Below are 19,224 nucleotides of genomic sequence, written 5' to 3' on the forward strand. Positions count from 1 at the left end.
CTGAAACCGCGCTCCGCGCGGTTGTCCTCAAACGCCGGACGGGCTGGATGGCGTGCCGCTGCCCCGCGCCCCCGAGCCGCGCTGCGCGCGGCGTCCTCAAGCGCCGGACAGGCTGGGTTTCGCGCCCGGGCCCGCACTTCAGCCCGTTGGGGGTGCCCCCTCTGGGGGAGGTTGAGGACGCGCGCCGCAGGCGCGCTCGGGGGGTGCGGGGGCTTGCCCCCGCAGAAACGGTGAAAGGGCGGGACCGGGGCCCCCTTCATGACCGAACGATGACAACCACGTCATACCCCGGTATCACCCACCACTCCACCCCCCGGTGTGACGTTCCCCCACCCCCACACCCGCTACCGTCGAACCGTCAGCACGGGGGCAAGCACAAGCGAAGGAAGGGCCGAAATGACAGTCGACGGCCGGGGATTAAGGCGGCGAGCCGTAGTGGCCGTGGTGGCGCTGGCGTTGGCGGGGGTGATGGGGTTCCTGGGGTCGGCCACGGAGGCGAGCGCGCACCCGGAGCAGCGGACAACCGTCACAGGAAGCGGCAGCTGACGCGGGGTCACTCCACGAAGAGCCCCCGCGCCGCGGCGCGGGCGTCGAACTCCTCGAGCCGCGCCTGGGCATCGGGAAGCGCGTCGCACATCGCCTCCAGCAGCACCCGCCCCAGCAGCATCGGCGCACAGGCCGTGTCGAAGACCAGGCCGGTGCCCACGGCGGCGGGCAGCAGGAGGTCGCTGTGACGGGCCACGGGCGCGAAGGTGGAGTCGGCGACGGTGACGACGGTGAGCCCGGCGCCCCGGGCGTACTCCAGGGCCTCGACGACCTCGCGCGGATGGCGGGGCAGGGCGAAGCACAGGAGGGCGCTCGCCCCGGCCCGTACCGCGTCGTCGATGCGGTCGAAGAGGAGGCTGCCGCCCTCGTCGAGCAGCCGGACGTCGGGGTGCACCTTGCGGGCGAAGTAGGTGAAGCCGGTCGCCTGGGCGCCGGCGGCCCGCAGGCCGAGCACCGGCAGCGGCCGGGACGCGGCCAGCACGCGCCCGGCGCGGGCGACGGGCTCGGGGTCGGCGAGCAGCGAGGCCAGGTGGCGGAGGTTGTCGATCTCGGCGTGGACGGCCTGCTGGTACGCGTTGTGCGCGTCCGAGGCCGTCACCGGCGCCGCCGGGACCGCCTCGCGCAGGTGGCGGCGGAGCGCCGGGTAGCCGTCGAAGCCGAGGGCCACGGCGAAGCGGGTCACGGACGGCTGGCTGACCCCGGCGAGCTCGGCCAGCTCCACGCTGGAGAGGAAGGGCGCGTCGGCGGCCCGGCGCACCATGCAGTGGGCGATGCGGCGCTGGGTGGGCGTCAGCCGGTGGCCCTCGAAGAGCTTCTGCAGCCGTGCGGTGGCCTCCGGTGCCGCGCCGGTCTCCGTCATCGGCCCTCCCTCTCGGTTCCGCCGGGCCATTCAGCCGGCCCGGCTCTGCATGGAATTATGCAGGCGCGCGGGACGGACCGCCGCCCTACCGTCCTTCCAGGAGCCTCTTCTGCGGCTTGCCCATCGCGTTGCGGGGCAACGCGTCCAGGAAGCGGACGCGGCGGGGCCGCTTGTGGACGGACAGCTGCGCGGCGACGAAGTCGATCAGCGCCTGCTCGGTCACGCCGTCGGCCACCACATAGGCGACGATCTCCTGCCCCAGGTCGTCGTGGGGCACCCCCACCACGGCGGCCTCGGCGACCGCGGGGTGGTCGAGGAGGGCGTTCTCGACCTCCCCGGCGCCGATGCGGTAGCCGCCGGACTTGATGAGGTCGGTGGAGGCGCGGCCGACGATGCGGTGGCCGCCGTCGGGGTCCAGGGCGGCGATGTCGCCGGTGCGGAACCAGCCGTCGGCGGTGTGCGCCCGGGCCGTCTCCTCGGGGCGGCCGAGGTAGCCGGAGAAGAGCGTCGGGCCCGACACCTCCAGTTCGCCGATGCCGCTGCCGTCCTCGACGGCCGCGAGCCGGGTGCGCGTCCCCGGCAGCGGCACCCCGACGCGGCCCGGCAGGCGTTCGCCGTCGGGGCGGGCGGCGACGGTGATCAGCGTCTCGGTCATGCCGTAGCGCTCGACGGGCCGCTGCCCGGTCAGCGCCTCCAGCTCGCGGAAGACGGGCGCGGGCAGGGCGGCGCTGCCGGAGACGAGCAGCCGCGCCCCGCCCAGCCGCCGGGCGGACGAGGGGTCGCGGGCGATCCGGGACCACACCGTCGGCACGCCGAAGTACAGGCTGCCGCCCGCCGCCGCGTACGCCTCGGGGGACGGCCGCCCGGTGTGGACCAGCCGGCAGCCGGTGCGCAGGGCGCCCAGCACGCCCAGGACGAGGCCGTGGACGTGGAAGAGCGGCAGCCCGTGGACGAGGGTGTCCTCGGCGGTCCACTGCCAGACGTCGGCGAGCCCGTCCAGGCAGGCCGCGATCGCACCGTGCGGCATCAGCACGCCCTTGGGCGCCCCGGTCGTCCCCGAGGTGTAGAGGATCAGCGCGGCCCGCTCCGGGTCCCCCGCCGGCACCGGGTGGTCGGCCCGTTCCCGGAGGTCCACCGGGACGTCGACTCCCTCCCCCGCCGCGCCCAGGACGAGCTCGGCTCCGGAGTCCCGCAGGATGTGCTCCCGCTCCACGGGCCCGGCGTCCGGCGGCAGCGGCACCACGGGCACCCCGGCGAGCAGCCCGCCGACGACCGCGACGGCCGTCTCGGCCGTGGCCGTCGCGTGCACGGCGACGGCGGCCGCCCCCGAGATCCGGTGCGCCACGGCACCGGCGGCGCCGAGCAGCCGCTCCCGTGAGAGGACGCGTCCGGCGAAGGAGAGGGCGTCCGGCCGGTCGGGGACATCGCCTCCGGCGAGGGACGACAGGAGGGCGGCGGTCACGGGCTGCTCCTTCCACGGGCCCGCCCGGCGGGGACGGCCCTACGGCGGATACGGGTGCTGACCCCACTGACGCGGGTTCCGGGGCGACCGTACCGTTATGGGTATGACCGGCCATGACCGAGACCTCAAGAAGGAACTCGACGCGACCCTCCAGACCCGCAAGGAGCTGGGGGCCGAGTACGAGGCCGAGCTCGTCGACTCCTTCCTGGAGAAGGTGGAGACCAGGCTCGACAGCGCGGTGGAGCGGCGGATGCGCCGCCAGGCCGCGGAACAGCAGATGACGGCCGCCCGGGGCGGGCGTCCCGGGGGCGAGAGCGAGTTCGGCACCTTCGGCGAGCGCTTCGGCTTCGCCGCGGTGTCGCTGGTGCTGGCGATCCCGCTGTCCGCGATCGGCGCGGCCAACGCGGGGCTGGCCGGCCTGCTGGTGACCTGGGCCGGGATCGTGGGGGTCAACGCGGTGCAGGTGGCCCGGGGGTTCCCGTGGCAGCGGAAGCGCGACCGCGGCGACTCCGAATGGACCTGACGGGCCCCGGGGAGGAACTGCGCGGGGGCCGCCGCACCCCGGCCGAGGCCGGGGTCGGGACGGCGGCGGTCCCCCGCGGGGACGCGGCCCGGGCCGTCGGGCACCGGCCACCGCGTCCGGACGGCCGTGGAGTCCGGGAGCCGCTCCGGAGGTCCTGCCGTCGCACCGAGGTGCCGCCCCGGACGGACCCGTCCGCGCGGCACCTCTCCAGTGTGGCCGCCCGTTGTTAAGTCCGTGCTGCCGTCACGTGACGCATACGTACCTTTTACGGGACGGGCCTTCTACGGGACGGGCGGTGCGGAGACGCCGGCCGCCCTCCGCACCGCCCCGGCGCCCTACTTGCCGCCGTTGCCGCCGTTGCTGCTCTCGGCCAGGAAGGCCAGCAGGTCCTGACGGCTCACCACGCCGGTGGGCTTGCCCTCGACGATGACGATCGCGGCGTCCGCCTGCCCGAGCACGGCCATCAGGTCGCCGACCGGCTCACCGGAGCCGACCTGCGGCAGCGGCGCGCACATGTGCTTCTCCAGCGGGTCGGAGAGCGAGGCACGCTTGGTGAACAGGGCGTCCAGCAGCTCCCGTTCGACGACCGAGCCGATGACCTCGGCGGCCATCACGTCCGGGTGCCCGGCGCCCGGCTTGACGATCGGCATCTGCGAGACGCCGTACTCGCGCAGCACCTCGATCGCCTCGCCGACCGTCTCCTCGGGGTGCATGTGCACCAGCGAGGGCAGGCCGCCGTCCTTGCGCCGCAGCACGTCACCGACGCGGGCGGCGTCGCCCGGCTCCTCCAGGAAGCCGTAGTCCGCCATCCACTCATCGTTGAAGATCTTGCTCAGGTAGCCGCGGCCGCTGTCCGGCAGCAGGACGACCACGACGTCGTCCGGGCCGAGCCGCTCGGCCAGCCGCAGCGCGCTGACCACCGCCATGCCGCAGGAGCCGCCGACGAGCAGCCCCTCCTCGCGGGCGAGGCGGCGGGTCATCTGGAAGGCGTCCTTGTCGGAGACCGCGATGATCTCGTCGGTCACCGTGCCGTCATAGGCGGTCGGCCAGAAGTCCTCGCCGACGCCCTCGATCAGGTACGGACGGCCGGAGCCGCCGCTGTAGACGGAGCCCTCCGGGTCCGAGCCGACGACCTTGACCCGGCCCTCGCTGACCTCCTTCAGGTACCGGCCGGTGCCGCTGATCGTGCCGCCCGTGCCCACGCCCGTGACGAAGTGGGTGATCTTCCCCTCGGTCTGCTCCCAGATCTCGGGGCCCGTGGAGTGGTAGTGCGAGAGCGGGTTGTTCGGGTTGCTGTACTGGTCGGGCTTCCAGGCGTTCGGAATCTCACGCACCAGGCGGTCGGAGACGTTGTAGTACGAATCCGGGTGCTCGGGATCGACGGCGGTCGGGCAGACCACGACCTCGGCACCGTAGGCCCGCAGCACGTTGATCTTGTCCTGGGACACCTTGTCCGGGCAGACGAAGACGCACTTGTAGCCCTTCTGCTGGGCCACCATGGCGAGGCCGACCCCCGTGTTGCCCGATGTCGGCTCGACGATGGTGCCGCCCGGCTTCAGCTCCCCGGACTTCTCGGCGGCCTCGATCATCCGCACGGCGATGCGGTCCTTCACCGAACCGCCGGGGTTGAAGTACTCGACCTTGGCCAGCACGGTGGCCTGAATGCCTTCGGTCACGCTGTTGAGCTTCACGAGCGGGGTATTGCCGATGAGCTCGAGCATCGAATCGTGATACTGCACGGTGATCTCCGCGGTCGGGGGCACTAGCGGTTCGTCGCGTGCCCGTACAACCAGCCTATTCGGACGATTCGAGGGCCGAGTGCACGAGTCTCGCGTTGAGGTCGCCCGCGCTCGGGGCACGTAGCTATCAGCACGGTCGAGCAAGGGTGCACAGCGCTCGTGGAGCGGGAGGAGACCCGCCTTATGTCCATGTCGAGGGCGAGGGCCGCGCGACGGATCGCGGCGGCGGCGGCGTACGGAGGCGGCGGCATCGGGCTGCTGGGCGGGGCGGCCCTGGGGCTGCTGCTCACCGAGGTGGCGCTGGCCAGGCGGGTCGTCGGCGGCAACAACGACACCCCGCCGCCGGCGGACGGCCGCTACGGGTCGGCGTTCGTCCACCGGACGGGGAACGAACCCCTGTTCCTCGGCATGCTCGGCGACTCCACGGCCGCCGGGAAGGGCGTCCACCGGCCCCGGCAGACGCCCGGCGCCCTGCTGGCCTCCGGGCTGGCGGCCGTCGCCGAGCGGCCGGTCGAGCTGCGCAACGTGGCGCTCTCCGGCGCGCAGTCCTACGACCTGGAACGTCAGGTCACCCTGCTGCTCGCCGGGCACGAGCGGGCGCCCGACGTCTGCGTCATCATGATCGGCGCCAATGACGTCACGCACCGGGTGCCGGCCGCCCGGTCCGTCCGGCTGCTGGCCGAGGCGGTGCGCAGACTCCGCGAGGCGGGCTGCGAGGTGGTGGTGGGCACCTGCCCCGACCTCGGCACGATCGAGCCGGTGTACCAGCCGCTGCGCTGGCTGGCCCGGCGGCTCAGCCGCCAGCTGGCGGCGGCGCAGACGATAGGGGTGCTGGAGGCGGGCGGACGCACCGTCTCGCTGGGCGACCTGCTCGGTCCGGAGTTCGAGTCCAACCCGCGCGAGCTGTTCGGGCCCGACAACTACCACCCCTCGGCGGAGGGCTACGCGACGGCTGCGATGGCCGTGCTGCCCACGCTGTGCGCGGCGCTCGGCCTCTGGCCGGAGGACGAGGAGCGGCCGGACGCCGCCCGCCGTGAGGGCATCCTGCCGGTGGCCAGGGCCGCCGCCGAGGCGGCCGCCGAGGGCGGCACCGAGGTGACGGCCGCCCGCGGCCGCTGGGCCCTGCTCAAACACCGGCGCCGCCGCCAGCTCCCGTCGGCGGAAGGCCCGGAGGGGCCGGGGGACGACGGGCCGGAGCGGCACCACGTGTGGCACCGGGTGGGGCGGTGATGCGGGTACCCGCGGACACTCCCCGCGGGTACCGGCCGGCGCGACAATGGTCCTCCGGACCACCGGAACGCACGCTTCCGTCGCATGAGTCCCGCATCACAGCCGCGGGCCCGTGACCTCGACCTTACGTGCGGGTAACTTCACCGGAGTCCTGCCGTCGCGCCGACTGGAGCCGTGATGCCCGAAGCCGTGATCGTCTCTGCCGCCCGCTCCCCCATCGGCCGGGCCTTCAAGGGCTCGCTGAAGGAAGTGCGGCCGGACGACCTGACCGCCACGATCATCCGGGCCGCCCTCGACAAGGTCCCCGGCCTGGACCCGCGCGACATCGACGACCTGATGCTCGGCTGCGGCCTGCCCGGCGGTGAGCAGGGCCACAACCTCGCCCGGATCGTCGCCGTGCAGATGGGCATGGACCACCTGCCCGCCACCACGATCACCCGCTACTGCGCCTCGTCCCTCCAGACCTCGCGCATGGCCTTCCACGCGATCAAGGCGGGCGAGGGCGACGTCTTCCTCTCGGCCGGCGTCGAGACGGTCTCCCGCTCCGTCAACGGCTCCTCCGACGGCATGCCCGGCACCCACAACCCGTTCTTCGCCGACGCCGAGGCGCGCACCGCCGCCCGCGCCGAGCAGGGCGGCGAGGGCTGGCACGACCCGCGCGAGGACGGCCTCGTCCCGGACGCGTACATCGCGATGGGCCAGACCGCGGAGAACCTGGCCCGGCTGAAGGGCATCACCCGCGAGGAGATGGACGAGTTCGGCGTCCGGTCGCAGAACCTCGCCGAGGCCGCCATCGCCAAGGGCTTCTGGGAGCGGGAGATCACCCCCGTGACCACCCCCGACGGCACGGTCGTCAGCAAGGACGACGGGCCGCGCATGGGCGTGACCATCGAGGGCGTCCAGGGTCTCAAGCCGTCCTTCCGGCCGGACGGCCTGGTCACGCCGGGCAACTGCTGTCCGCTCAACGACGGCGCCGCCGCCCTCGTGATCATGTCGGACACCAAGGCGCGCGAGCTGGGCCTGACGCCGCTCGCCCGCATCGTCTCCACCGGCGTCTCGGCGCTCTCCCCCGAGATCATGGGCTACGGCCCGGTCGAGGCGACCCGCCAGGCGCTGAAGCGGGCCCGCATGACCATCGACGACATCGACCTCGTCGAGATCAACGAGGCGTTCGCCGCGCAGGTGATCCCGTCCTACCGGGACCTGGGCATCGACATCGACAAGCTCAACGTCAACGGCGGCGCCATCGCCGTGGGCCACCCGTTCGGGATGACGGGCGCGCGGATCACGGGCACGCTGATCAACTCGCTGCAGTTCCACGACAAGCAGTTCGCGCTGGAGACGATGTGCGTGGGCGGCGGGCAGGGCATGGCGATGGTGCTGGAGCGGCTGAGCTGAACCGCAGCGGAGCGGAGGTGAGGCTCAGCGCGACCGACAGAGGTGTGCGGCTGAGCTGAGCTCCCTTTACTGCAACGAGCAATCCTGTTCGTGACCCAATCTCCCCCAGGATGTGACCAACGTCCCGGGGGAGATTCGTTTCCGCAGGTCAGATATGTTGAAGGAACAACCTCCGGGCCCTAAGTCCCGCCGGTTTCATGACGTTTTGCACTGGGGACCGGGGAAGACGCGCGCGAAGCTGAGGTAGGAATTCGGGGGATCCATAGCAACCGGGAGTACGTCAGTGAGCGCCATGTCCCTTGCCCTGCTGCTGGCCGCTGCCACTGCCACCGCCGCGGGCGCCGCCGCCCTGTGGACGGCCCGCGGGCTGCGCCGCCAGATCCACGACCTGCGCGCCGACCTGGCCACGGCCACCGCGGAGCGCGCGACGGTCCCTGCCGCCCGGACGGCCCCCGCGGACACCGCGGGGATCGGGATCCCGGAGATACGGGCCGCCGTCGCCGACGCGCTCGCGGACGAGCGCGAGCGGGAGCTCGCCGAGGCCCGGGCGTTCTGGGCCGCGCAGGAGGCCCTCGACCTGAGCGGCGCGGCCGACGCGCCCCTGCTGTCCGGCCTGCCGGGCGTCCCGGACGAGGCGGCCGTCGCCGAGGGTCCGTACGGCCCGTTCCCCTCGCTGCCCCGCCAGGCGGACCCGGTGGACGAGACCGCGGCCGGCCATGAGTCCCCGGAGCTGGCCGCGGCCCGCCGCCGGCACCCCTCGCACCCCGACTTCTCGCCCGCCGGCGCCCCGGTGGGCGACCACGAGCGCACCGTCGAGCGGCTCGCCGAACTCGCCGAGGCCGGTGTCCCGCTGGCCGACGTGCGCCCCGGCCCGCTCGGCACCCTCGACGTCTATGTGTTCGCCGACGGCACCACCGTCTGTATGACGCCGGGCCACCGTGAGACCGCCGAGAGCCTCGCGCACGCGCTGCGGACCGGTGAGGCTCCCGTGCTGCTCGGCGGTTCCGGGGTGGCGGGCGCCTACGCCCTCACGTTCGGCTGCGCCACGGGCAACGTCTACGTCCTCGCGGACCGCGTCATCGCCTCGCTCTGAGCCGGCCCCTCCGGCCCCTCCGGCCCCTCCGGCCCCTCCGGCCATAGGGGCCGCTACAGCCCGCAGCGTCGCGCCGCCTCCTCGACCAGCTCGACGGCTTCCGTCACCCCGGCCCCCCGCGTCCCGCCGGCGGCCAGCGCCTCGGCCAAGTCGTGTCCCGCGACGGCCACTTGGTCGGCCACCGCGAAGATCCCCGCCTCGGGCATCTCCCGCGGCGCGGCGCCCTCCGGCTCCTCGATCCGCTGGGCCCGGGCCGCCAGCTCGCGGGCGAGGGTCAGCGCCTCGGCGGCGGCACCCCGGCTCAGCCGGGACTGGGGCAGGGTGCGCAGGCGGTCGGCGAAGGTGTCCACGGCGGCCAGCAGAGGCGTCACATCATCCACGTCCCGAGACTATGCGGCGCCCACCGACTGTTGCCAATGGCTGAACACTCGGGCACGGTGACATGAAGGACCATCACCGACGCGTCCGGAGGCGCCGATGTCCTACGTCATCTCCGACGAAACCCACCGGAACCTGCTCTCCCGAATCCCCCACTGCACCGGCCGAGAAGTCGCCGACTGGCTGCGCACGGTCGACGAAGGCCCATCCCTGTCCCGGTTCGAGGAGAAGGTGAGCTGGTTGCGCGGAGAGCACGGCCTCGCCTACGGCCACGCCAAGGCGATCGTTCACGAGTACGACCTCCGACGGGCCGCGCGCAGGCTCCTGTAGCAGCCGCCGCGGCACCCGAAGCGGTCCCGAACGGGGGGACACAACGGGGCAGGGCCCGGGAAGACGATGTCTTCCCGGGCCCTGCCGTCACGTCGTCCGCGACTAGTCGTCGCTCATCACCAGGGCGATGACCCGCAGCAGCTCGGTGTAGATCCACACCAGCGACAGCGTCAGGCCGAACGCGGCCGTCCAGGCCTCCTCGCGCGGGGCACCGTACTGGATGCCGTCCTCGACCTGCTTGAAGTCGAGCGCCAGGAACGCGGCACCGATCAGCACGCCGATGACGCCGACGAGGATGCCCACCGGGCCGGTGCGGAAGCCGAGGCCGTCACCGCCGCCGAAGGCGGCGAACAGCATATTGACGGTCATCAGCAGCAGGAAGCCGATCGCGGCACCGGCCACGAAGCGGTAGAACCTGCGGTTCACGTTGATGATCCGGGCCCGGTACGCGACGAGCACACCGACGAAGACGGCCACCGTGCCCAGCACCGCCTGCATCGGGGCGCCCTTGGCGACCTCGTTGTAGACCTGGCTGATGACACCGAGGAACAGGCCCTCGAACACCGCGTAGGCCAGGATCAGCGCCGGGGTGGGCCGGGCCTTGAACGACTGGATCAGGCCGAGCACCATGGCGATCAGGCCGGCGCCGAAGCCCACCGCGACGGGCAGCTCCATGGCCCACGCGACGCCTGCCGCGACGACGACGGCGCCCAGCGTGATGCCGGTGCGCGAGACGACGTCGTCCATCGTCATGGCGCCCGGACGGGCCGGGGCCTGCGGCATCCCCTGCTGGAGATCCGGCGAGCCCTGCGCGTACGGGTTGTTCGCGTACGGGTTCGTGGGCTGCGCGTACGGGTTGTCCGCGTAGGGATTTCCCTGCGTCGCGGACCCGGACTGCGGTGCCGCGTTGAAGTTCGCGTAGCCGCTTCCGGGAGTGAACCCCCGTCGCGAGAAGACCGGGTTCCTGCTCCTCATTTCACTCCTCCATGGCCACCCTGCGCGGCCTTGCCGTCAAGGGTAATAGGTAGGCAAAAGAATGGCTCTCGTGCTGTGGGACGATCTTTTGACGTACACCTCTCCTACCAGAGAACGCGATACGCAAACGACGGGTTCCGCCGTGCGGGCAGCGAAAAGCCGGACGGCCCGCCCGCAGACGGCCCGCCCGGCCCTGTCACGCCCTCCGTACCCCGGTCAGCCCTCGACCGCGTTCACCCGGACGGCCATGTTCCCCGAGGGGTGCTTGTTCTCGTACATCAGCTGGTGCGCCCGGCCGGTGTCGGCGAAATCACCGGTCCAGGACAGGCAGGGGTCGAGTTTCCCGCTCGCGGCGAGCTCGATGACCTGGCGGCACTGCCGGAGGTTGGCGAAGTGGGAGCCCTGCAGCCGCTTCTGCCGCATCCACAGGAATCGCAGGTCGACGTCGCCGTTGTAACCGGTCGTGCCGCCGCAGATGACCACCATTCCGGCGGTGTCGCACAAATACATCGAGGTGGGAATGGTGTTCTGTCCGCTGTGCTCCAGGATGATCCGCGGTGCCCGGCGCTCACCCAGGATCTCCCAGAACCTGTTGCCGAAGGCCCGCGCGCCTTTCATCCATTTCGCGGTGGCCGCGTTGTCGGTGGTGTCGGGGAGCCGCCCCCAGTGGTCGAAGTCGTTGCGGTTGATGAACCCCTCCGCGCCGAGCTCCAGGCAGTACTTCCCGCGCTCGTCGTCCGAGACCACGGCGACGGGGACGCCGCCGCGGATGCGGGTGATCTGGATCGCCATCGAGCCGAGGCCGCCCGCGCCGCCCCAGATCAGCACCGGGTCACCGGGCTCCACGGTGTGCGGCGCCCAGCCGCACAGCTGGCGGTAGGCGGTGGCGCCGGTCAGCAGGAAGCAGGCCGCCTCCTCCCAGGAGAGGTTCTTCGGCTTGGGGTGGCACTGGAAGTCCTTGACCAGGGCGTACTGGGCGAACGTGCCGTAATTGGTCTCGTAGCCCCAGGCCTTCTGGGTGACGGAGGTCATGGGGTCGGCGCCCAGCCGGATGTCCTCGGAGGTCTCGTCCCAGGTGCAGCCGGAGAGGGTGACCTCGTCGCCGACCTTGACGGAGGTGACGCCCTCCCCCACGGCCCAGACGATGCCGGACCCCTCGGAGCCGCCGATGTGGAAGTCCTCCGGCTCCCCCTTCTTCTGCCGCCCCTTCACGACGTCGTACGGGTAGCCGAGGGAGGCCCAGACGTTGTTGTAGTTGATCCCCGCGGCCATGACGTAGACGAGCACCTGGCCACGTCCCGCCTTCGGCACGTCCACGACCTCCATCGCGAAGCCCTGCGCCGGCGGCCCGTAGCGCTCCGGGCGGATGACCGACGCGTGCATCCGCGCCGGCACCTCGCCCAGGGGCGGCATCTGGCCGATGTCGTACAGGTCCTTGGTCAACTCTTCCTCCACGTCAGGTGACTTACGTCACATGCGTCATGTGGTTCGTGGGACGGCCGGGCGCGTTCAGGCGACCGGCTGTGCATTTCCTGCCGACTGCTGTTCGAGGTCCTGTTCCAGCTCACGCGCCAGGGAGGCGGTGGTGGTGCCCTTGACCAGGCGGGCCACGGGGAGCGAGATCCCCAGCTCCCGCTCCAGGCGCTTGCGCAGCTCCGTGGCCATGAGCGAGTCCATGCCGAGCCGGTGGAACGGCTTGTTGACGTCCAGCCGGGCCACACGCATCCCCAGCACCTCCGCGACGTGCCCGGCCACCCGCTCGGCGACCGGACGGTCCGCGGCGGCGGGCGCCGCGGGTTCGGCCGCGGTCGCGGGCGCCGGGGCCACCGGCGTGGGGACGGGTGCGGGCGCCCGAGCGGGCGCGGGTGCCGTCACCCGTGCGGCGGCGGGGACGGGAACGGCGGGAGCGGCGGCCGGCGCCCCGGGACCGCCCGCCGTCGAGATGCGCAGGCTGCCGCGGAGTTCGATCACGAACCCGCTCGCCGGGTCCGTCAGCCGCAGTTCGCCGGTCAGTTCGACGCCCTGGTCCAGGGCGGCCGCCGGGGCCTGCCGTACCCCCGGTTCGTCCGCCCTCGTGTGCTCGGCCGTCATCGTCCCGTCCCGGTCCATGGCGTTCGTGTGCTCCGTTCCGTTCTCCGGCCCGTTCTCCCCGGCCGTCCGGCCGACGGGCATGCCCCTCGCCTCGGCGACGGCCCGCTGCGCGTCGTCGAAGAGGACGGTGTCCAGGGCGAGCGCCCCGTCGGCGCCCTCCGTGATCCGGCAGACCGTCCACAGCTCCTCCGTCGCCTCGCCCGTCACGGCGAACCCGGTGAGGTGCGGGGAGAGCAGCGACGGGTCGGGCAGCAGGGCCAGGGCCGGCTGGTAGGCCGAACGGACGAGCTCCGGGTGGACGGGGTGGCCGGGCCGGGGCTCCGTCCCCGCGGGGCGGCGCAGCCGGGCGACGGCCTCGCCCTGTCCGAGCCATACCTCCTCCAGGACGGGCCGGAGGGCGCCGGCCGCGGGGACGCGCCGCCGGAAGGCCGCGCCGTCCAGGTGCTCGGGGCAGCGGGCGAGTACCGCGGCGGGCGGTTCGTGGCCGCCTTCGGCCGGCCCGGGCAGTGCGGTGGCGGTGCCCCGGGCGCGCCCGGTCCACTCCCCCGTGCCGTCGCCCGGCCCGCTCTCGACCGTGAACTCCCAGGAGCCGTCCGCCGCGCCGGGGGTGAGGGCGACCCGCAGCACCGGCGCCTCCCCGGGCGGCACGAGCAGCGCGTCCCCGATGTCCGCGCCGGTCAGCCGCACGTCCTCGGTGCCGGCGGCGCGGGCCACGGCGGCCCGGGCGGCCTCGACGCACTCGGGGCCGTGCACGACGACAGGCCCGCCGTCCGGGGCGTCCGGCAGGAACGGCGTCCCGGGGGCGTCCAGCGGGAACGTGTGGATCTGGGGCAGGGCGTCCAGGTCCTCCACCCAGTAGCTCTCGCGCTGCCAGGGGTAGGCGGGCAGCGGGACGCACCGGCCGTCGCCGTACAGGGCGGTCCAGTCGACGGCGGCCCCCGCCTCGTACACCCGGCCCAGGTGAGTGAGGAGCGTCTCGCGCTCGGGCTGTTCGCGCAGCAGGGAGCCGACGGCGACGCCCGGCAGTCCGGCGTCCGCCAGGGTCTCCTGGACGGCCTTGGACAGCACGGGGTGCGGGCTGATCTCGACGAAGACGGTCTCGCCCTCGCGCGCGGTGGCGAGTACGGCCTCGTGGAAGTGGACGCGGCCGCGGATGTTGCGGGTCCAGTAGGAGGCGTCGAGGCCGGAGCCGTCCACGAGGTCGCCGGTGACCGTGGAGCGCAGCGGGACCGTGCCGGCGCGCGGCGCGATCTCCTTGAGCTCCTCGGCGAGTTCGCCGAGCAGCGGGTCCATCCGGGAGCAGTGGGAGGCCGCCTCGGCCTTCATGACGCGGCAGAAGACGTCCCGGGCGTCGAGCTCGGCCTTGATCTTCTCGATGCCCTCGACCTCGCCCGCGAGGACGGTGGTGCGGGGCCCGTTGCTGGCGGCGACGGAGACGTCGACGGCCAGTTCGGCGATGAGCCGGTCGGCCTCGTCGGCGGTCAGGGCGGCCACCGACATGGTCCCCTGGCCGGCGACGCGGTCGCGGATGAGCCGGGCGCGGCGGCAGACGACGGCCGCGGCGTCGGCGTGGCTCAGCGCGCCGGCGACACGGGCGGCGGCGGACTCGCCCATGCTGTGGCCGAGTACGACGTCCGGCTCGACGCCCCAGGCGCGCCAGGTCTCGGCGAGCGACACCTGGACGGCCCACAGGACGGGGTGGACGACGGCCACGGTCTCGTTCACCAGGTCGGTGCCGTCGGTCAGCCGGTCGATGACGGACCAGCCGGTCTCGGCGCGCACGGCCTCGTCGCAGCGGATCAGGGACGCGCTGAACGCCGGGGAGACGTCCATGAGTTCGCGGGCCATGCCGATCCACTGGGAGCCGTGGCCGGAGAACACGAAGGCGACGCGGGGGCGGCCCGCGTAGCCGGTGTCCTCCGCTTCCTCGGCGGCCTCGCGCAGCCGGGCGGCCAGGGTCTCGTGGCTGTCGCCGACGACGGTGGTCCGGCAGTCGTGGTGGGCGCGGCGGACGGCGGCGGTGTGGCAGAGGTCGGCGAGGTCCGCGGTGCGGCCGGCGCCGCCCGGTCCGAGGTGGGCGGCCAGGTCGAGCAGGCGCTGCCGCAGTGCTTCGGGGGAGGCGGCGGAGACGGGGAGGAGGTGTTCGCCGGTGGCGTCCTCCCGGGCGGGGCCGGTGCCGGGGGGCGCCTCGGTCAGCACGATGTGGACGTTGGTGCCGGAGACGCCGAACCCGCTCACGCCGGCGGTCAGCGGCCGTCCCTCGGCGGCCAGCGGCAGCGCCGAGGCGTGCGGGAGGTCCAGCCCTGCGGCGTCCCAGTCGACGGCGGGGGTGCGCTCGGTGACGTGCAGGGTGCGCGGGACCGTGCGGTGCCGGAGGACGAGGACGGTCTTGATCAGCCCGAGCACTCCGGCGGCGGCGCCGGTGTGCCCGATGTTGCTCTTGACCGAGCCGACGAGCAGCGGCTTCCCCTCGCGGCGGCCGCCGAGGACGGCGGCGACGGCACCGAGCTCCACGGGGTCGCCCGCGCGGGTGCCGGTGCCGTGCGCCTCGACGTAGTCCACGTCGGTCACCGGGATCCCGGCGTGCTCGTAGGCCAGTTCCAGCATCTGCCGCTGGCCGCTCAGCGCCGGGTTGATCATGGTGTCGCTGCCGGCGCCGTCGTTGTTCACGCTCCAGCCGCGGATGACCGCCCGGACGGGGTCGCCGTCGGCGAGCGCGCGGTCCAGCGGCTTGAGGACGACCGCGCCGACGCCCTCGCTGAAGACGAAGCCGTCGGCGGCGGCGTCGCCGAAGCGGCAGTTGTCCGAGAAGACGTTCGCGTCCACGAAGCCGTGGTTCTCGGTGTTGGTCAGCAGCAGCTGCGAGCCGCCGGCGATGGCGACGGTGGACTCCCCGGCCCGCAGGCTCTGGCAGGCGAGGGCGATGGCGGTCAGGGACGACGAGCAGGCGGTGTCGACGGAGAGGCCGGGCCCGGTCACGTCCAGGGCGAAGGAGACGCGGCCCGTGGTGGTGGAGCGGGAGCCGGCGCCGAGCGAGGCGTGGATGTCGGGGTGGCCGACGGACTGCTGGAGCTCCCAGTAGTGGACGTTGGTCGTGCCGACCCAGACGCCGGTGCGGGTCCCGGCGAGCTTCGCGGTGTTCTGGCCGCCGTCCTCCAGCGCCTCCCAGACGGTCTCCATGAAGAGCCGCTGCTGCGGGTCCATGCCCGCCGCCTCGCGCGGGGAGATCCCGAAGAACTCGGCGTCGAAGCGGTCCACGTCGTCCAGCAGCCCGGACCGGACGCGCGCTCCCGGGACCTCGTACGGCCGCCCGAAGCGGAGCGGCGGTACGTCACGCACCGTGCAGGCCTCGTCCGTCAGCAGTCGCCAGAACGCGTCCGGGCCGTCGGCGCCGGGAACCCGGCAGCCGATGCCCACGACGGCTATGGGAGCGGGCCGCGCCCCGTCGTATTCGCCCATGGTGTACGTGACTTCCTCGATTCCGGGGAGTCCGCGCGGCTTGCGTCCGACGCGGTTCGGCCTCCGACTCTCGGTCAGGTCACGAGCGGGGTTCAACGGGCCGGTCAGGAAACTGCCGGGCGGTCCGCGGGATGTCCTGAATTCCCCGGCGGGCGTGGCAGCTTCCTGCCTCTACGTCACATGGATGTGACACCCATGTACTTATGCGCGCAACAATCCGGCGCCGGCCGCGTAGAGGCCCGCCTGGAATCGGGAGCGCGCGCCGAGCAGCCGCATGATGTCGGCGACGCGGCGGCGGTAGGTGCGGACGGAGATGTCGAGTTCGCGGGCGGCGACCTCGTCCGTGTAGCCCTCGCCGAGCATGCGCAGGATGCGCGCCCCGGAGTCCCGGCGGAGGCATTCCTGGAGCCGCTGGTAGCGGTTGAGCGGGGCGGCCCGGCACCAGGCCGTCATCAGGATGTCGTAGAGCGCCCGGACCACGCTGGGCGCCCGGACGAGGGACGCCTCGGCGCCGAACACGGTGGCCTCACCGGCCCTGACCAGCGCGACCCGCTGGTCGACGACCACCGCCGCGTGGCGGACGCCCGCGGCCAGGCGGACCTCCACACCGTCGAGCAGGGTGGTGAGCCCGGCCAGCCGGCGGTCCGCGGCCAGTTCCGGCGGGGCGAGGACCCGCACCCGGGCGTCCTCGGGGTGCCGGTCGGCCAGGGCCTCCAGCGCCTCGGTCACCAGGCGCAGGGCGTCCGCCGCGGGCGGGACGAGCAGGGTCACCGACAACTCCGCCTGGCGCACGAGGCTGTTCAGCGCGTCGACCGCGACGGCGCGGTCGCCGATGACCGCGAGGCTGGATTCCTCGAGTGCGCGGATCTGTGTGTTGTTCACCACGGATTCGATGAGCGGACGCATCTGTAAGAGCACCTGGTCGACGTCTCCGGCCGGTGCCCCGCCCCCCGCCCGCGGCACTTCGTCGGCGATCCGCTCGCACGGATCCGGGACCATGTAAAGGGAATTGGGAATACGCATGCACGCCCCAGAGAGTTTCTTTGCACCCCGTCCGGATGGCGGGCCGCGGACTCGACGGCCGGGGGAATACCGGGAACCCGGAAAGCACGGGAAAACACCGTGCGCACCGGCCGGTCCTCCCCCGTCCCGCCCCCTTCAAGATCGCAACCCTACCGATCGGTAACGCTACATACCGTAGTGGCGCAGCGTCAACGCGGGTCGGGAGGCGGACAGTTGACATCCGGCCACGCGGCCGACGAACGCCTCGCCAGAGCCCTGTTTCTTGCGCGTTACGAAAATTTGCGGGCCACGCAGGTTTCTGTATGGTGGGCCGCATGAGCACCGCAGCGCAGCAGGACCCGGCGCGGACGACCGCCGCCGCCCCCGGCCTCCGGGAGCGGAAGAAGCAGGCCACCCGGACGGCGCTCGGCCTCGCGGCCCTGCGGCTCGCCGCGGAGCGCGGCTGGGAGGCGGTGCGGGTGGAGGACATCGCGGCCGAGGCCGGGGTGTCGGCCCGCACGTTCAACAACTACTTCTCCAGCAAGGAGGAGGCCGTCATGGCCTCCGGCACCGAACGGGCCGAACGCGTCCGTGAGGAACTCGCCGCCCGGCCCCCGGGGGAGCCGCTGTGGGACGCCCTCGTCCACGCCTTCGTCACCGCGCTGGAGGAGACGCCCTCCGTCGACCCGGGCACCCTCCTGCGCGCGCGGCTGGCCCTGACCCACTCGCAGCTCGCCGCCGAACAGATGCGGTTCGAGGCGTCGATGGCCGCCACCCTGGCCACCGAGATCGCCCGGCGCACCGGCACCGACCCCGAGCACGACCTGTACCCGCGGCTCGCCGCCACGATCGCCTTCACCACCACCCGGCTCACCTTCGAGCACTGGGTGCGGAGCGGTTCGCGCACGCCCGTCGCGGAGGCCGTGCGCCGGGAGCTGGAGCGCGTCCGCGTGGACCCCTGACCGGCCGCCCCGGCCGGAGACGGCCGGTCACCGCACAAGCACGGCGCCAGGAGCACGTCACCCGCACAGAGGGAGAACTCCCCATGTCCCGTACGCCTGCCGGTACCGACCCCGCCGCCGCGGCGGCGGGATGGCGCAAGGTCCCGGTCCTGATCGTCGGCCTCACGGTCCTGATGGCCGCCATGCTGACCGCCTTCGCCCTGCCGGCCGTCAACTCCGGCCCGCACAAGGTGCCGATCGCGGTCGCCGGGCCCAGCCAGGCCGCCGACGCGGTCGCCGCGAAGCTGGCGGAGGCCCGGCCCGGCGCGTTCCGCGTCACGAAGGTGCCGGACGCCGACGCCGCCCGGCAGCGCATCGACGACCGCGACGCCTACGGCGCGATCGTCCTCGGCACCGCCCCGGGCGGCAAGCCCGAGGTGCTGGTCGCCACCACCGCGGGACCGTCCGTCGCCGCCACCCTGCGCGCCCTGGCACCGTCCCTCGACCCGACCGCCCCCGCCTCCGCGGTGGCCGTCCGCGACCTCCACCCGCCCACGGAGGACGACCCCAACGCGACCGGTCTCGCGGCCGGCGCCCTGCCCCTGGTGCTCGGCGGCTACCTCGCCACGGTCGCCGTCGTGATGGTGCTCCGGCGCCCGGCCCAGCGCGCCGCGGCCGCCCTCGGCTTCTCGGTCCTCGCCGGCTTCACGCTCAGCGCCATGCTCCAGTACGGCTTCGGCATCACCGACGGCAACTACGCGCTGATCGCGCTGGCCGTCACCTTCAGCACGGCCGCCACCTCCGTGACCATCATGGGTCTCCAGTCGCTCCTGGGCGGCCCCGGCCTCGGCCTGGGCGCGGCCATGATGATCTTCCTCGGCAACCCGCTGTCCGGCCTCGCCTCCGGCCCCGAGTGGCTGCCCTCCGGCTGGGGCACCTTCGGCCAGCTCCTGCCCCCCGGCGCGGGCGGCACCCTCCTGCGCTCGACCGCCTTCTTCGACGGCGCCGGCAGCACCCGCGCCCTGATCGTCCTCTCCTGCTGGCTGGTCGGCGGCCTCGCCCTCTTCGCCGTCGGCTCCGCCCGCGCCGCCCGGCGGAACGGACCGGACGCACCCGACGCGACCGCAGCCGACCGCGCGGCGCGGACCGAGGCCGTCGCGGCTTCCTGATCCTGGACAAGACGTAGAGGACGAGTGAG

15 protein-coding genes are annotated in these 19,224 nt (G+C 73.4%); 7 read left to right on the plus strand and 8 right to left on the minus strand.

The window, feature by feature from the left end; genetic code table 11:
• Nucleotides 1-553: 553 nt before the first annotated feature.
• On the minus strand, nucleotides 554-1,405 hold the full coding sequence (locus tag HN013_RS04505; protein WP_171163162.1) for a MurR/RpiR family transcriptional regulator: 852 nt from the start codon (nucleotides 1,403-1,405) through the stop codon (nucleotides 554-556).
• An 85-nt stretch (nucleotides 1,406-1,490) separates the two neighbouring features.
• Nucleotides 1,491-2,867 (minus strand): AMP-binding protein, encoded by a 1,377-nt coding sequence (locus HN013_RS04510; RefSeq protein ID WP_171163165.1) that lies wholly within the window; start codon nucleotides 2,865-2,867, stop codon nucleotides 1,491-1,493.
• Between the two features lie 103 nt (nucleotides 2,868-2,970).
• On the opposite strand from HN013_RS04510, the gene HN013_RS04515 reads away from it, so the two are divergent.
• Nucleotides 2,971-3,390, plus strand: a complete 420-nt coding sequence (locus tag HN013_RS04515) for a hypothetical protein (RefSeq protein WP_171163167.1) — start codon at nucleotides 2,971-2,973, stop codon at nucleotides 3,388-3,390.
• Between the two features lie 335 nt (nucleotides 3,391-3,725).
• On the opposite strand, the gene HN013_RS04520 is transcribed toward HN013_RS04515, so the two are convergent.
• Nucleotides 3,726-5,129, minus strand: coding sequence for a cystathionine beta-synthase (locus HN013_RS04520; RefSeq protein ID WP_171163169.1), 1,404 nt, complete (start codon nucleotides 5,127-5,129; stop codon nucleotides 3,726-3,728).
• A 183-nt stretch (nucleotides 5,130-5,312) separates the two neighbouring features.
• Between HN013_RS04520 and HN013_RS04525 the strand changes: the two genes are divergently transcribed.
• The 3 genes from HN013_RS04525 to HN013_RS04535 all read left to right on the plus strand — a co-directional run bounded on the left by HN013_RS04525 (nucleotide 5,313) and on the right by HN013_RS04535 (nucleotide 8,850).
• Entirely contained in the window at nucleotides 5,313-6,359 is a 1,047-nt protein-coding gene (locus HN013_RS04525) for an SGNH/GDSL hydrolase family protein (protein ID WP_171163171.1), read from the plus strand.
• Nucleotides 6,360-6,536: 177 nt separating this feature from the next.
• Entirely contained in the window at nucleotides 6,537-7,757 is a 1,221-nt protein-coding gene (locus tag HN013_RS04530; protein WP_171163173.1) for an acetyl-CoA C-acetyltransferase, read from the plus strand.
• Between the two features lie 292 nt (nucleotides 7,758-8,049).
• The gene (locus HN013_RS04535; protein ID WP_212763969.1) at nucleotides 8,050-8,850 is read left to right on the plus strand and encodes a hypothetical protein; all 801 of its coding nucleotides are present in this window, start codon (nucleotides 8,050-8,052) and stop codon (nucleotides 8,848-8,850) included.
• 53 nt (nucleotides 8,851-8,903) lie between these two features.
• On the opposite strand, the gene HN013_RS04540 is transcribed toward HN013_RS04535, so the two are convergent.
• The gene (locus HN013_RS04540) at nucleotides 8,904-9,230 is read right to left on the minus strand and encodes a hypothetical protein (RefSeq protein ID WP_171163176.1); all 327 of its coding nucleotides are present in this window, start codon (nucleotides 9,228-9,230) and stop codon (nucleotides 8,904-8,906) included.
• 97 nt (nucleotides 9,231-9,327) lie between these two features.
• Between HN013_RS04540 and HN013_RS04545 the strand changes: the two genes are divergently transcribed.
• Complete coding sequence (locus HN013_RS04545) at nucleotides 9,328-9,558, plus strand: DUF4287 domain-containing protein (protein WP_004951205.1); 231 nt, start codon at nucleotides 9,328-9,330, stop codon at nucleotides 9,556-9,558.
• A gap of 102 nt (nucleotides 9,559-9,660) precedes the next feature.
• On the opposite strand, the gene HN013_RS04550 is transcribed toward HN013_RS04545, so the two are convergent.
• The 4 genes from HN013_RS04550 to HN013_RS04565 all read right to left on the minus strand — a co-directional run bounded on the left by HN013_RS04550 (nucleotide 9,661) and on the right by HN013_RS04565 (nucleotide 16,989).
• The gene (locus HN013_RS04550; RefSeq protein ID WP_171163185.1) at nucleotides 9,661-10,533 is read right to left on the minus strand and encodes a Bax inhibitor-1/YccA family protein; all 873 of its coding nucleotides are present in this window, start codon (nucleotides 10,531-10,533) and stop codon (nucleotides 9,661-9,663) included.
• A gap of 216 nt (nucleotides 10,534-10,749) precedes the next feature.
• The gene (gene ccrA, locus HN013_RS04555; protein ID WP_212763933.1) at nucleotides 10,750-11,976 is read right to left on the minus strand and encodes a crotonyl-CoA carboxylase/reductase; all 1,227 of its coding nucleotides are present in this window, start codon (nucleotides 11,974-11,976) and stop codon (nucleotides 10,750-10,752) included.
• A 66-nt stretch (nucleotides 11,977-12,042) separates the two neighbouring features.
• On the minus strand, nucleotides 12,043-16,083 hold the full coding sequence (locus HN013_RS04560) for a type I polyketide synthase (RefSeq protein WP_171163186.1): 4,041 nt from the start codon (nucleotides 16,081-16,083) through the stop codon (nucleotides 12,043-12,045).
• A gap of 201 nt (nucleotides 16,084-16,284) precedes the next feature.
• The gene (locus HN013_RS04565; RefSeq protein ID WP_171163188.1) at nucleotides 16,285-16,989 is read right to left on the minus strand and encodes a LuxR family transcriptional regulator; all 705 of its coding nucleotides are present in this window, start codon (nucleotides 16,987-16,989) and stop codon (nucleotides 16,285-16,287) included.
• A gap of 431 nt (nucleotides 16,990-17,420) precedes the next feature.
• Between HN013_RS04565 and HN013_RS33575 the strand changes: the two genes are divergently transcribed.
• Nucleotides 17,421-18,047 carry a TetR/AcrR family transcriptional regulator gene (locus HN013_RS33575; protein ID WP_171163190.1) on the plus strand — a complete coding sequence of 209 codons (627 nt, stop codon included), beginning with the start codon at nucleotides 17,421-17,423 and terminating at the stop codon, nucleotides 18,045-18,047.
• 83 nt (nucleotides 18,048-18,130) lie between these two features.
• Nucleotides 18,131-19,195, plus strand: coding sequence for a hypothetical protein (locus tag HN013_RS04575; protein ID WP_171163193.1), 1,065 nt, complete (start codon nucleotides 18,131-18,133; stop codon nucleotides 19,193-19,195).
• Nucleotides 19,196-19,224 lie beyond the last annotated feature (29 nt).

This window comes from Streptomyces sp. I05A-00742 (assembly GCF_013055795.1).
GTDB lineage: Bacteria > Actinomycetota > Actinomycetes > Streptomycetales > Streptomycetaceae > Streptomyces.

Coding starts and splice junctions, on each gene's coding strand:
- HN013_RS04505 (WP_171163162.1), bottom strand. CDS start 1,405: ATGACGGAGACCGGCGCGGCACCGGAGGCCACCGCACGGCTGCAGAAG.
- HN013_RS04575 (WP_171163193.1), top strand. CDS start 18,131: ATGTCCCGTACGCCTGCCGGTACCGACCCCGCCGCCGCGGCGGCGGGA.
- HN013_RS04525 (WP_171163171.1), top strand. CDS start 5,313: ATGTCCATGTCGAGGGCGAGGGCCGCGCGACGGATCGCGGCGGCGGCG.
- HN013_RS04535 (WP_212763969.1), top strand. CDS start 8,050: ATGTCCCTTGCCCTGCTGCTGGCCGCTGCCACTGCCACCGCCGCGGGC.
- HN013_RS04515 (WP_171163167.1), top strand. CDS start 2,971: ATGACCGGCCATGACCGAGACCTCAAGAAGGAACTCGACGCGACCCTC.
- HN013_RS04550 (WP_171163185.1), bottom strand. CDS start 10,533: ATGAGGAGCAGGAACCCGGTCTTCTCGCGACGGGGGTTCACTCCCGGA.
- HN013_RS04565 (WP_171163188.1), bottom strand. CDS start 16,989: ATGCGTCCGCTCATCGAATCCGTGGTGAACAACACACAGATCCGCGCA.
- HN013_RS04560 (WP_171163186.1), bottom strand. CDS start 16,083: ATGGGCGAATACGACGGGGCGCGGCCCGCTCCCATAGCCGTCGTGGGC.
- HN013_RS33575 (WP_171163190.1), top strand. CDS start 17,421: ATGAGCACCGCAGCGCAGCAGGACCCGGCGCGGACGACCGCCGCCGCC.
- HN013_RS04530 (WP_171163173.1), top strand. CDS start 6,537: ATGCCCGAAGCCGTGATCGTCTCTGCCGCCCGCTCCCCCATCGGCCGG.
- HN013_RS04545 (WP_004951205.1), top strand. CDS start 9,328: ATGTCCTACGTCATCTCCGACGAAACCCACCGGAACCTGCTCTCCCGA.